The sequence below is a fragment of the Staphylococcus ureilyticus genome, assembly GCF_002902235.1.
GTDB lineage: Bacteria > Bacillota > Bacilli > Staphylococcales > Staphylococcaceae > Staphylococcus > Staphylococcus ureilyticus.
The window spans coordinates 18,610-31,675 of sequence record NZ_PPRL01000003.1 but is presented as its reverse complement, the minus strand read 5'-3'; the positions used below and the strand labels follow the sequence as shown (position 1 = coordinate 31,675).

The window sequence follows — 13,066 nt, the reverse complement described above, 5'->3', positions numbered from 1 at the left end:
AAAACGACATGGCTAAAATGATTTATTTATAAACTTACGATATAATTAGCATATGTTAAATGTTATCAATGATTGATAATATTAATATTTTTACTTAAGCAAGTTTTTAAGCAGAGATTTTAAAGTCATAGCGATTTTTGGTATTTATTAAATTAATTCAAAGATAATACCGTATGAGTAAATTGTTAATATATTGAAGTTTCAAGGAGGATATAACCATGAAATCAGAATGGTTGGATAAATTAGATGAAAGTTTAGTAAAAAAATTTTATGAAGCACAAACAGAAAAAGAAATAGAAGAAGGGTTTAGCGGAAACCTAACATTTGGGACTGCTGGAATACGTAGTACTTTCGGTTTAGGACCGGATCGATTGAATGCATTTACAGTCCGCAAAGTTGCATTGGGTTTATCGCAATATTTGAAAGCAAAATTTGATAATCCATCCATCGTAATCCATTTTGACACAAGATTGTTATCGAAAGCATTTTCAGAAGAAATGGCGTCTGTTTTAGCTCAAAATAATATTACTACGATTTTATCAGAAAATTACAAATCCACACCTGAATTATCATTTGCGGTGAGATATTTAAAAACAAGTGCAGGTGTGATGATTACTGCTAGTCATAATCCCAAAAACTATAATGGGATTAAAATATACGATCAAAATGGTGGACAATTATTACCCGATGAATCAGAACATTTAAGTCAATATATTAACGCTATTGAGCATCCACTACAGATTGATAGAGATGATTTTAATTTATTACTCGAAGATAATAAAATCACATATATGTCAAATGAAGTCACTGAAGCTTATAAAAATGAAGTGAAAGATTTAATAGGGGATATTCCTGAGAAACAAGCTAAAGTCGTACTTACGAGTTTACATGGTACGAGTTTACCTTTGGCTTCTGATATATTATCAGAATTAAACTATGATAACTTTGTTATTGAAAAAGAACAGTCAACCCCAGATGGTAATTTTCCAACTGTAGCGATAGCTAATCCTGAAGATGAGGCTGTTTTTGAACGCGGTATTAAGCTCGCAAACGATACAGATGCACAATTAATTATAGCGACTGATCCTGATGCTGATAGATTGGGGATAATTGAACGTTATAATGACCAAACGTACAGATATTTTAATGGAAATGAAATTGGTATTTTGCTTACTAAATTAAGATTCCAAGATTTAGTAGAAGAAGGTAAACAACTATACATGATTAAATCTATAGTCACAAGTGAACTTGCGGAAAGATTAGCCATAGCATTAGATGTAGAAGTGAATAATGTATTAACAGGATTTAAATACATTTCAAATTTATTGGAAACAGAAAGTGCTCATCAAGATAAGCAATTACTAATTGCTTTTGAAGAAAGCCATGGCTATTTAGCAAAGCCATTTTCAAGAGACAAAGATGCAATACAAATGGTTCCTTTATTAATCAAATATAAAAATTTATTAGCGAATAACGGAATGACATTTAAAGATACAATAGAAGATATTTATGCGCATATCGGTGCATATAAAGATAAAACTCTATCACCGACTTTTGAAGGCGCAGAAGGCATTGAAAAAATTACTAAAATAATGGATCAATTTAGAAATAAAGATGTTTCAACGATTTGTGGTCTTGAAGTAGCACAAGTTGAGGATTACCAATTAGGTACCATTAAAAATGTAAGAGAGAGTAGTACTGAGGCATTATCATTACCTGAAACCAATTTAATTCGCTTTATTTTTGATGAAGGTTTCATTGCATTGAGACCTTCTGGTACTGAACCTAAAATTAAGTTGTATTTCTCATTAAATATAGAAGATATTGATGCTTTAACAAATCAATTTAAAGAGGAATATATCAATCATATAAAATAACAACAAAGAGGCAACAACATGAAAGTCAACAAATATAAAATAATCATTGTTTTAATCATTTTCATATTTTTGGTTTTAAGTTTTACTGGTTATAGACAATATAAACAAATGAAAGATTATATTAGTCCTTCAAAGATTTCAACCAAGGAAAATGAAGAACAATCATCTAAGAAACAAAAAAAGTTAAAAACAGTCGTTGATCACAAACATCCACAAATTAATAAAATAGATGAATATTTGGAACAAACTCATTTTAATGGTACCATTGCGCTTTTTGAAAAAGGTAAACTTAAATTGAATAAAGGCTATGGTTATCAAGATTTTGAAAAGAGTGAAGAAAATAATGCTAATACGATGTTTTTAATTGGCTCAGCACAAAAATTTTTGACAGGTATCATGTTAAAACAATTAGAAATTGAAGACGAGATTCATATGATGACGCCAGTAAAGCATTATTTAGAATGGTTTGATTCAATTTATCCACTTTCGATTAAGCAACTGATGTTACATCAAAGTGGGTTATATAAATATAAAGCGAATCCAAAATTTAAAGATTTAAATGATGCAACACATGCAATACAACAGAGAGGTATCAACCCTTTAGAATATAATAAATATCAATATAACGATGCTAATTATTTAATATTATCGAAAGTAATAGAGACGGTGACACATAAGTCTTATATGCAGAATTTAAATGAAAGATTAGTGAAACCATATAATTTAGAATATACAGCACGTTATAGTAATTTAAATTTTCAAAAATATATGGCTGTTGGTTATAAAAATGATAAATTAACTGGAAGACGTATTCGTCAAAAACCTAATATATTAAATCAATATGATGGGGCAGGTAACCTTTACATGTCTCCTTATGATATGGGGAAAGTGGTATTAAATTTACAAGACAATAGAATTTTTGACGAAACAACGACCATGCCTTTTATTCATGAAAGTTTGACTACACAATATCCTAGACCATATCGATACGGCTTTTATTCTTTTGCTGATAAAAATAGAATTAATGGCATTTTTTTCGGCAATATATTCACAGTATATTTTAATGATAATTATGTTATTGTACTAGCAACGAATTATGACAACGGCAAAATGAATAATGAATATAAAATGAAGCATATTTACTTTAAGTTATTACATCAAGATGGTCATTATAATAGAGTAAAACAGTTGTATTGAAAGGGAATAGTGATAGGTGTGTTAATATCACTGATTAAAAGATAACCGTCAATTTCTATCAAACCACGATAGAAATTGACGGTTTTTCTTTTATAATAAGTTGTTTATGTTTTGAGGACAAATTATAGTTCATGTTTCGCAAAATGCATGCTTTTTATACGGTAATGTTAATTAGAGATAAATACATGCATAATATATCTCGCTAAATTAGTTTGTCTATGGATTTCCTTAGAAAAGGTGTGTTAGTTTTTCTGCAAAATAAATACTTTTTTGTTTTGTAAGATGCAGACTGGATTGTCGTATATATGATTAATTACGAATCTGAGTTCATACATATGATCAAAAATTGTAAATAATAAAAGATGAGTCAAACGATTTGTGTATTAAAATTTTACTTACAATACTTTAAAGCATCGATAAACATCTGCTTAAAGATATTTGCTTGTACTGACATTACTACGGTTGTATTAGGAAATTGAGATTTGAAGTCAACTACTGAAGCACCCCTGGTTAATTTGCCATCTGTTTCAATTTGCACATCAGCTTCTCGTACTACAAAGTGTTCTGGATGCAGTAGATAAAGCAATGTATAAGCATCGTATACATTAATACCTTTTTCAAAATCGTCTCCTCTATAATGTTTGAATAACTGATGCAACATCTTACCAGTCTCGTTGATTGATTTTAGTTCATTAATTGTTTCATGTGTCAAACTAGAACTTCTAGCAACATCTAATCCTATCATTGTTATAGGTAGTCCAGAATTAAATACGATTTGAGCAGCTTCAGGATCACAATAAATATTAAATTCAGCTAATGGTGTTACATTACCTCGAGATGCTGAGCCACCCATTAATACAATTTCTTTAATGTATGCTTTAACTTCAGGATAAGTCATTAATAATAATGCAATATTCGTTAATGGGCCAATAGGAATAAGTGTGATAGGCGTTTCGCTTTTGAGTAAAATATCTCGCATGGCCTCAACAGCATGAGTAGAATCGAGATCACTTTCATTGATTTCTGGGAAAGTATATCCTTCCATTCCCGATTCACCATGTACTTCACTTGCATCTACAATAGCTGATAAAAGTGGTTGTGAAGCACCTCTATGTACAGGTACATCGCTATTAAAGAAACGTTTGATTTTTAATGCATTAGCAGTTGTTTTTTCGATTCCAACATTACCATTGACTGTAGAAATCATTTTCAAATCAAATTCTGGATGGTTTAAAGCAAAGCTAATCGCTGCTGCATCATCAATACCTGGGTCTGTATCAATAATAATTGGTTGTTTCATAATTATCTAATCCTCCTGTTACAAAAATAGCATTATCAATTATATTCTACATCTTTTGGAGAAAGAAATGTTACAAAGTAAATTATTTAATGAAAGGTATAGGGGAGATGGATACGGGAATAAAAAAAAGACTTCTCGAAAGAGAAGTCTTTTTGGGATTATAAGTGGCTTGAGTGTCCACCTTGCATTACCCAATACGTACCAATAACTGTAATTAGAGTAATGATAACCGCAAATATAACTTTAAACCCTTGTACATTTCCATCTTTACCTTCAGTTAAGTGCATGAACATTAATAATTGTACTGCAGCTTGGATAAAGGCAAAGCCAAAGATGATTGTAATCTTAGCATTTAGTGCCATTGATGTGTATAGGGTTACGAATACTGCTAAAATAGTCAAAACGATTGAGCCAATAAAACCTACTGTGTGTTTTACAATTGTATTCATCCGCTAAACACCATCCCTATCATATATACGGCAGTGAAGATGAAGATCCAAACAACATCTAAGAAGTGCCAATATAAACTTACTATAAATAATTTAGGAGCATTATCTTTATTTAATCCACGCATTGCAACTTGAATTAATAGACATGTAATCCAAACAATCCCTAGAGATACGTGGGCACCATGTGTTCCTAAAAGAATAAAGAAACTAGACCAGTAAGAACCAATAGTTAAGTTAACACCTTCTGAGACATAGTGAGCAAACTCATAAATTTCAAAGCCTACGAACACTACTCCGAATAGTAAAGTGATAATCATCCATATTGTCATTAATTTTGCTTTTTCTTGTCTCATATAGTAAATAGAGATACCACAAGTGTAAGAACTAATTAATAACGCAAATGTCATTATTAAAATTAGGGGTAATTCGAACATTTCAGTTGTCATTTTACCGCCATAATCGCCACCGTGTTGAAGCGTTAATAGGGTTGCGAATAGCGTACCGAATAATGAGACTTCCGCTGTAAGGAATACCCAAAAGCCAAGTCTATTTAAATTACCTTCATGCGAACGTTGATCAATAGTGTTTGCATCATGACTCATGACTTACAGCCTCCCTTTCTTTAATACGTGCTTCACGTAAACGTTTTTCGGTTTCTGCTACTTCAGAAGCTGGAATATGATAACCGTGGTCTACTTGGAAACTGCGGTAAATCATAGTACCAAAGATACCTATTAAGCAAATAACGGCTGGAAGTATAGTTTCAAAGACAAGGAAGAATCCACCGATTGTGAAGAAAATTCCCATCCAGAAACCAACTGGCGTATTATTTGGCATATGGATATCAGAATAATTGTGATTATCTAAGTAGTGTCTACCGTTTTCTTTCATATTTACAAATGTATCGTAGTCATTCCAATCTGGTGTAATAGCAAAATTGTATTTAGGCGGCATTGCTGAAGCAGTTGACCACTCTAATGTACGTCCTAAGCCATCCCAGTTGTCACCAGTAGCTTCACGTGGTGCTTTGAAGAAACTATATACGATACTAGCAACTAAGAACATAAAGCCTAGTGCCATCATTAATGCACCGACAGTAGAGATTGCGTTTAGCAACCACCATCCATCTTCTGGCATATAAGTGTATAAACGACGTGGCATACCATCTAATCCAAGGATGAATTGAGGTAAGAAACAAACGTTAAATCCAATCATGAATAACCAGAAACTCCATTTGTTTAATGTCTCGTTTAACTTAAATCCAGTCATCTTAGGCCACCAGAAATTGAGTGCACCTAAACAAGCAAATACAACACCAGCTACTAATGTGTAGTGGAAGTGAGCAACTAAGAAGTACGTATTATGGTACTGATAGTCGGCTGCTGCCATTGCAAGCATAACACCAGTTACACCACCAAGTAAGAAGTTAGGAATGAATGCTAATGCGAATAGCATAGGCGATTCAAATGTAATTCTACCTTGATATAAAGTGAATAACCAGTTAAATAATTTAACACCTGTTGGTATACCAATCAGCATAGTTGTGATTGAGAAGAATGAGTTAATTAATGCACCATTACCCATAGTGAAGAAATGGTGAACCCAAACTAAGAAACTAAGGAATGCGATACCTGCTGTTGCCCACACCATACTTTGGTGACCAAACAGACGTTTACGTGCAAATGTTGGAATAATTTCTGAATAAATACCGAATGCCGGTAGGATAACGATATAAACTTCGGGGTGCCCCCATACCCAGAAGAGGTTAGCCCATAGCATTGGCATACCACCATTTGCGACTGTAAAGAATGCAGTATCGAAGATTCTATCTGTTGTAAACAGTGCTAGCGCAACTGTCAATACTGGGAAAGCCAAAATAACGATTAATGCTGTAATGAAAGTAGTAACCGTGAACATTGGCATTTCCATAAATTTCATCGTAGGTGTTTTACATCTAAGTATTGTTACAAAGAAGTTAATACCAGTCATTAGGGTACCTATACCAGAAATCTGTATTGCGATAAGGTAGTAGTTAACCCCAGGTCCTGGACTGAATTCTCCTGCGAGTGGTGCATAGTTAGTCCAACCAGCTGCAGGTGAGCCTCCGATTATAAATGATAGGTTGAATAACAACATACCAGAGAAGAATAACCAGAAACTTACGTTATTTAATACAGGGAATGCAACGTCTCTTGCACCAATTTGAAGAGGTACAATAACATTCCATAAACCAAAGATGAAAGGCATCGCCATAAAGATAATCATTATTACGCCGTGCGTACTAAAGACTTCATTATAGTGATTTCCTTCTAAGAATGTATTATCTGGAATTGCTAATTGTGTACGCATCATTAGGGCATCAATACCACCACGTACGAACATTAATACAGCACAGATTAAATACATAGCACCAATTTTTTTATGGTCAATAGACGTGAACCATTCTCTGTATAGATATTTCCACAATTTAAAGTAAGTAATTACTGCGATTACTGCGATGATAGCAAACGGTGCACCAATCTGCGCCATTGTAATCATCCAGTTACCTTGAACGAGTAATTGATCCCATGGGAAATTCATTAATGTCCACCTCCATGTTCATGGTCTTTTTTCTCAGCTTTAGATGCTTTTTCATCTTTAGCACCTTCTGAGATTTTTTCCATTTCATCCATATTATGTGATTCTTCATCTTTGAATTCACTATCATATGGTTCATTATTGCCTAGAATCATAGCTTTCATACCATGACGTTCATAGTTTGCGTTTGTGATTTGAGGTTTACGTGCAGGTTTATTCGGTTTATCCAATACATCTTTTTTAATTTCTTCAGGTGTATTGAAGTTTGGATCTTTCTGTACGTAATTGAAACGATCATAAGCATGGAAAATATACTCAGGATCAGCTGCTGGATCAACAAACGCCATGTGCGTACCACTGAAAGTTAAGTTTTTATTTTCAGTAGTTGGTAAAAGTTGTTTATCAAAAGTATCTTGATCTAATTTCTTTTGACTTTGAGCATCTTTTACCCAATCCTTAAATTTACTTTGGCTAACAGAATTAACATCAAATGTCTGGCGAGCGAATCCTTCACCGTTGAAGTTTGAGTTACGTCCTCGGAACGTACCTTCTTCGCTAGCAGTTAATGTCCAATCCATTGTCATACCGGTCATCGCGTATTTTTGACCACCTAATTGTGGTATCCAGAAACTTGTCATCATATCCATTGATTGGAGTTTGAAGACAACAGGGCGATCTTTAGGTATTGTTAGGTGGTTAACAGTTTCGATTTTTTCTTCAGGATAACTGAAGAACCACTTATAACCAGCGCTTGTTGCATAGACAACAAGTGGATCGTCTTGTTTTTCCGGTTTAGCTTCATACATATAAAGCGATTTTACTGTAGGAATCGCTAAAGCGATAACGATGATCACCGGAATGATAAACCAAATTGTTTCAATTAAAGAATTGTGGTGCATCTTACCAGACTCGTCTGTTTTGTGTAATCTATATTTATATAGGAACAGAGCAAACATGATAAGTACGGCGGCAATAATAACAAGCATGAAGATGATTGAATAAATAATCAAGAACTTCGAGTCACTTGCTACCGGCCCTTTTGGGTTTAAAACTTCTACATTTGAACAACCACTAAGTATAATTAGTGAGCCAAAGAGTAGAAGCAAAGACTTAAATTTTGACACTTTTTTGACCTCCTAATACTACAATTGTAGGGCTTACCATCAATTTTAAGATATTACGCAATATTTACAAGTGTTTGTGCAAAAAAATTATTGTAAAATTAAAAGAAACCCAACAAACTCAACGTCTGACGGGCTTTCAAAGATTTGTTAAAATTATGTGTACATTTTGTGAAAAGTGTCATATTTTAGGCGATAGGATAATTTCACACCAAAATTAATTGTTTGAAGTGAATTTCATCGTGACATATGTATTCATATACTATTTATTTTACTTCAATATATCTTACTGATTTATTCGTTGCACCTTCTGAATCTTCTACAGTATATTCAATTTTATATTTACCTTCTTTTTCAGTGTTAATATTTCCATCTACTGAAATTTTGTGCGTTAAGTCACCATCTTCTTTATCATAGGCACGTACACCATTTAATAAATTATAGTTATTTCCTTTATCGATGATAACATCGTTTGTTCCTTTTAATTCGGGGATAGAATTTTCTGTAGCTTCTGCACTTAGATTAGGTGAAACAAGGGTTGCAGATACCCCGAGAGCTGATAATGACTGCATTAATTTATTCATAACGTAAACCTCCGTATGAGCGTCATTTATTTTTTATCTTAAATACACTATATTTTATTTTGATAGAAATTACATCGTACTATAGTCTTAATATAACGTAATTGTGTAAATTAAGTTATAATTTTTTGAAAAAATTCAGTTAACTGTAATAAATTTTTGAAAAACGTAAAAACTACTAAAGAAAATTGAGTGTTTTTGAATAAAACCATATTGATGGATGTTTTAATAATATAAGAGCTGTTTTAGGAGATGGTTTAAAAATGAATAAGAGCGGGGGAAAGAATCCTGATTTTACTAAAAAGATTTTTTCTGCCTATCTGGGCAAATATGATTTGAATTGAAAAGTATAAAATATTTAACTGAACTTCAGCTTATAAACAATTCTCACTTACGCAATTTGTTCGTTTTGTAAAAAGTGATTTGAAGTTTTATATAAGGAAGATAGTAGATCAACATGGCCTATATTTCATAAAAGTAAAATAAACGTCAATTTCTATTGTGATCACTTAGAAATTGACGTTTATTCATTAGTTTGAGATATGAAATCTCAGTTTTGCCTGTTATTAAAATATTTTTAAATTAAGCGTGTGATTGTTATTCAATACCTCTACGCATTTTTTCGGCCATAAGTGTATTGTTTAATACCATTGTAATAGTCATTGGGCCAACGCCACCAGGTACAGGTGTAATAGCACCAGCAATTTCTTTAACTTCATCATAGGCAATATCACCTTTTAATTTTCCGTTTTCATCTGGTGTATTACCAACATCAATTACAACTGCACCTTCTTTAACATCTTCTTTAGTAACAAGTCCAGGACGTCCAACAGCACTAACGATAATATCAGCGTTTTTTAAATGTTGGTGCATGTCTTTAGTTCTTGAGTGCAGTATCGTTACTGATGCATTTTTTTGTAATAATAGTTTTGATACTGGTTGACCTACAATATGACTTCTACCTATAACAACAGCATCTTTTCCTTCTAAATCAATGTCAGCATGATTTAGCAATTCCATAATACCAAGAGGTGTACAAGGTACAAATGTTTGTTGGTCAATATATAATTTACCTATATTTTCAGGATGGAATCCATCAACATCTTTAGCGGGGTTAATTGATTCTAGAACTTTTTGTTCGCTAACTTGATCTGGGAGTGGCACTTGAACTAATATGCCACTGACACTGTCATCCTCATTTAAGCGTTGTAGTTCACTTAATACTTTTTCTTCACTAGCACTTTCATCTAAATGTACGATTTCAGAAATCATGCCTATTTTTTCTGCAGCTTTCTTTTTAGAATTCACATAACTTTTACTAGCACCGTCATTACCTACTAATATTACTGATAATTTTGGCGTGTAACCCTTAGTTTGTAAAGCTTCGACTTGATCTTTTAGACCTTGTCTATAATCCTTTGCGATTTGTTTCCCGTCTAAAATTTTTGCGACCATGAAAAAATCCTCCTCCAATGTATGAACTTTACTTAACTTTAACATAATTAACATCATGTTTTTCAACCAAAAGACGAAAATTTAACGATTTTTTTTCTTTAAAGTTCGATTTTTGATTGAAAAAGCGATTTTTAGTTGTTATGCTATATCTGTAATATACATCTAATAGACGTAACATTTCAAATTTCTGAAAGGGTGTTCATTTTGAAAGTGGTAGTCATAATGGGTAGTTCTTCCGACTGGGAGACTATGAAAGAAAGTTGTCAAATGTTAGAACAACTAGATATACCGTACGAAAAGAAAGTTGTTTCCGCACATCGTACGCCTCAATTAATGTATGAATTTGCAAAAGGAGCTAGAGACAATGGCTATGATGTCATTATTGCAGGTGCTGGTGGAGCAGCACACTTGCCAGGTATGGTTGCTTCAATGACGACATTACCAGTAATTGGTGTGCCAATAGAATCTAAAAGTTTAAAAGGATTAGATTCTCTTCTATCTATTGTCCAAATGCCGGGTGGTATTCCAGTGGCAACGACAGCTATAGGCAAATCTGGAGCCAAAAATGCAGGAATACTTGCTGCAAGAATGCTCAGCATTGGTAATAAAGTTATCCAAAAGAATTTGGAAAATTATGAAAAATCATTGGTTGAGAAAGTGAGTGAGATGCAACATGAACTTCAATAAACTGACATTTGGATCAACGATTGGAATTATTGGTGGCGGGCAATTAGGAAAAATGATGGCACAATCTGCACAGAAAATGGGTTATAAAGTTATCGTTTTAGATCCTGATGAAAATTGTCCATGTCAATATGTAGCGCATCAATTTATAAAAGCAAACTATGATGATGAACAATCGCTTATTCAACTAGGTGAATTGTCCGACGTTATCACATATGAGTTTGAGAATATTTCTGCGCATCAATTACAAACATTAGTTTCTCAATATAATATTCCTCAAGGCTATCAAGCTATACAACTGTTACAGGATAGATTGATTGAAAAGCAAACCTTGCAAGGTGCTGGAACTCAAGTAGCACCATTTATAAAATTATCTGACCCAGATGAGTTATCTCAAGCTATAGAAACAATTGGTTTTCCTTTTATGATAAAAACAAGATTTGGTGGATACGACGGAAAAGGACAATTACTCATTACAAATGAAACAGATTTGGACAATGCAAAAGCGTTAATTGAAAAGCAAGAATGTGTCGCTGAAAAATTTTTAAATCTACAAAAAGAAGTTTCTTTAACGGTAACGATTGGTAACAATAATCAAATTACGTACTTCCCGTTACAAGAGAATGAACATCAAAACCAAATATTATTTAAGACTGTTGTGCCTGCACGTGTGGATTCACAAATTGAACAATTAGCACGAAATGAAGTTGAAAAGATCATCAAACATATTCACTTTGTAGGTACGTTTACAGTGGAGTTTTTCATCGATTCAAACAATCAATTGTTTGTGAACGAAATTGCACCTAGACCTCATAATTCAGGACATTATTCAATTGAAGCGTGTGATTATTCGCAGTTTGATACACATATATTAGCAGTGACAGGTCAACGCTTACCAGAAAAAATCGAATTATTAAAACCTAGTGTAATGATGAATTTATTAGGAAGAGATTTAGATCTGTTAGAACATAAATTCGGCGACCATCCTGAATGGCATGTACATATTTATGGAAAATCAAGTCGTAAACCTGACCGTAAAATGGGTCATCTTACAATGCTTACAAACAATGTAGAACAAACAGAACAAACTTTACTAAATTATTTTGAAGGGAGACATGGCTAATGTCTTTGTTATATGAAGGAAAAGCGAAAAGAATTTTTTCTACGGCACAATCAGATGTACTTCGAATTGAATATAAGGATGAAGTCACAGCTGGTAATGGTGCAAAAAAAGATTTTATAGAAGGTAAAGGCCGTTTAAATAATCAAATTACTTCTAGAATTTTCAGTCTTATTCAAGATCGTGATATTAATAGTCACTTTATCGAACAACTATCAGAAACTGAACAACTCGTAAAATCTGTAGACATTATTCCATTAGAGGTCGTAGTTAGAAATATTGCTGCAGGCTCTATAACAAAGAGATTAGGCTTTGATAAAGGTCATAAGTTTGAAAGCCCATTAGTTGAATTCTTTTATAAAAACGACGATTTAAATGACCCTTTAATTACAGAAGATCACATACAATTATTAAATATAGCTAGTAAAGATGAAATTGAAAAATTAAAAGATGCAGCAATAACAATTAATTCAGTATTGCTTGAATTAATGGATGATATGGATCTAAGACTCGTAGATTTCAAAATAGAGTTTGGACGTAGCACGAATGGCCAAATTCTATTAGCAGATGAAATTTCACCAGATACATGTCGCATTTGGGATAAATATAGTGATACAAATTTCGATAAAGACGTTTATCGTGAAGATACTGGTTCAATCATAGACACTTATCAAACTTTTCTTAATAAATTGGAGGAACTATAAA

At 32.9% G+C, this 13,066-nt stretch carries 12 protein-coding genes; 5 read left to right on the top strand and 7 right to left on the bottom strand.

Going from position 1 to position 13,066, the window contains the following annotated elements:
- The first annotated feature begins 218 nt into the window (after nt 1–218).
- Both CD150_RS00335 and CD150_RS00330 read left to right on the top strand, forming a co-directional pair.
- Nucleotides 219–1,877, top strand: coding sequence for a phospho-sugar mutase (locus CD150_RS00335; RefSeq protein WP_103161239.1), 1,659 nt, complete (start codon nt 219–221; stop codon nt 1,875–1,877).
- Between the two features lie 18 nt (nt 1,878–1,895).
- Nucleotides 1,896–3,074 (top strand): serine hydrolase domain-containing protein, encoded by a 1,179-nt coding sequence (locus CD150_RS00330; protein ID WP_073342542.1) that lies wholly within the window; start codon nt 1,896–1,898, stop codon nt 3,072–3,074.
- 391 nt (nt 3,075–3,465) lie between these two features.
- Here CD150_RS00330 and rihC read toward each other — a convergent pair whose 3' ends face one another.
- From rihC to folD, 7 genes are all read right to left on the bottom strand, one after another.
- Nucleotides 3,466–4,374: a ribonucleoside hydrolase RihC gene (gene rihC, locus CD150_RS00325; protein ID WP_073342539.1), complete on the bottom strand. Its 909-nt coding sequence runs from the start codon at nt 4,372–4,374 to the stop codon at nt 3,466–3,468.
- 158 nt (nt 4,375–4,532) lie between these two features.
- Nucleotides 4,533–4,823, bottom strand: a complete 291-nt coding sequence (gene qoxD, locus CD150_RS00320; RefSeq protein ID WP_046207904.1) for a cytochrome aa3 quinol oxidase subunit IV — start codon at nt 4,821–4,823, stop codon at nt 4,533–4,535.
- Nucleotides 4,820–5,425: a cytochrome aa3 quinol oxidase subunit III gene (qoxC, locus tag CD150_RS00315; protein WP_046207903.1), complete on the bottom strand. Its 606-nt coding sequence runs from the start codon at nt 5,423–5,425 to the stop codon at nt 4,820–4,822. Before qoxC ends, qoxD begins: the two co-directional genes overlap by 4 nt.
- Entirely contained in the window at nt 5,415–7,403 is a 1,989-nt protein-coding gene (gene qoxB, locus CD150_RS00310) for a cytochrome aa3 quinol oxidase subunit I (RefSeq protein WP_103161238.1), read from the bottom strand. Before qoxB ends, qoxC begins: the two co-directional genes overlap by 11 nt.
- Nucleotides 7,403–8,524: a cytochrome aa3 quinol oxidase subunit II gene (qoxA, locus tag CD150_RS00305; RefSeq protein ID WP_046207901.1), complete on the bottom strand. Its 1,122-nt coding sequence runs from the start codon at nt 8,522–8,524 to the stop codon at nt 7,403–7,405. The genes qoxB and qoxA overlap by 1 nt, the downstream gene beginning before the upstream one ends.
- A 263-nt stretch (nt 8,525–8,787) precedes the next feature.
- Nucleotides 8,788–9,105, bottom strand: coding sequence for an immunoglobulin-like domain-containing protein (locus CD150_RS00300; protein ID WP_070038044.1), 318 nt, complete (start codon nt 9,103–9,105; stop codon nt 8,788–8,790).
- Between the two features lie 594 nt (nt 9,106–9,699).
- On the bottom strand, nt 9,700–10,557 hold the full coding sequence (gene folD, locus CD150_RS00295; protein ID WP_046207899.1) for a bifunctional methylenetetrahydrofolate dehydrogenase/methenyltetrahydrofolate cyclohydrolase FolD: 858 nt from the start codon (nt 10,555–10,557) through the stop codon (nt 9,700–9,702).
- Between the two features lie 204 nt (nt 10,558–10,761).
- Here folD and purE point away from each other — a divergent pair, with 204 nt between their 5' ends.
- The 3 genes from purE to purC are packed head-to-tail and all read left to right on the top strand — an operon-like array spanning nt 10,762 to nt 13,065.
- A complete protein-coding gene (gene purE, locus CD150_RS00290; protein WP_046207898.1) occupies nt 10,762–11,244 on the top strand; it encodes a 5-(carboxyamino)imidazole ribonucleotide mutase in 483 nt (160 codons plus the stop codon).
- Complete coding sequence (gene purK, locus CD150_RS00285) at nt 11,231–12,364, top strand: 5-(carboxyamino)imidazole ribonucleotide synthase (protein WP_073342529.1); 1,134 nt, start codon at nt 11,231–11,233, stop codon at nt 12,362–12,364. The genes purE and purK overlap by 14 nt, the downstream gene beginning before the upstream one ends.
- The gene (purC, locus tag CD150_RS00280; protein ID WP_046207896.1) at nt 12,364–13,065 is read left to right on the top strand and encodes a phosphoribosylaminoimidazolesuccinocarboxamide synthase; all 702 of its coding nucleotides are present in this window, start codon (nt 12,364–12,366) and stop codon (nt 13,063–13,065) included. Before purK ends, purC begins: the two co-directional genes overlap by 1 nt.
- The last annotated feature ends 1 nt before the right edge of the window (nt 13,066 follow it).

Coding starts and splice junctions, on each gene's coding strand:
- folD (WP_046207899.1), bottom strand. CDS start 10,557: ATGGTCGCAAAAATTTTAGACGGGAAACAAATCGCAAAGGATTATAGA.
- qoxB (WP_103161238.1), bottom strand. CDS start 7,403: ATGAATTTCCCATGGGATCAATTACTCGTTCAAGGTAACTGGATGATT.
- CD150_RS00330 (WP_073342542.1), top strand. CDS start 1,896: ATGAAAGTCAACAAATATAAAATAATCATTGTTTTAATCATTTTCATA.
- CD150_RS00335 (WP_103161239.1), top strand. CDS start 219: ATGAAATCAGAATGGTTGGATAAATTAGATGAAAGTTTAGTAAAAAAA.
- qoxC (WP_046207903.1), bottom strand. CDS start 5,425: ATGAGTCATGATGCAAACACTATTGATCAACGTTCGCATGAAGGTAAT.
- CD150_RS00300 (WP_070038044.1), bottom strand. CDS start 9,105: ATGAATAAATTAATGCAGTCATTATCAGCTCTCGGGGTATCTGCAACC.
- purC (WP_046207896.1), top strand. CDS start 12,364: ATGTCTTTGTTATATGAAGGAAAAGCGAAAAGAATTTTTTCTACGGCA.
- rihC (WP_073342539.1), bottom strand. CDS start 4,374: ATGAAACAACCAATTATTATTGATACAGACCCAGGTATTGATGATGCA.
- purK (WP_073342529.1), top strand. CDS start 11,231: ATGAACTTCAATAAACTGACATTTGGATCAACGATTGGAATTATTGGT.
- qoxD (WP_046207904.1), bottom strand. CDS start 4,823: ATGAATACAATTGTAAAACACACAGTAGGTTTTATTGGCTCAATCGTT.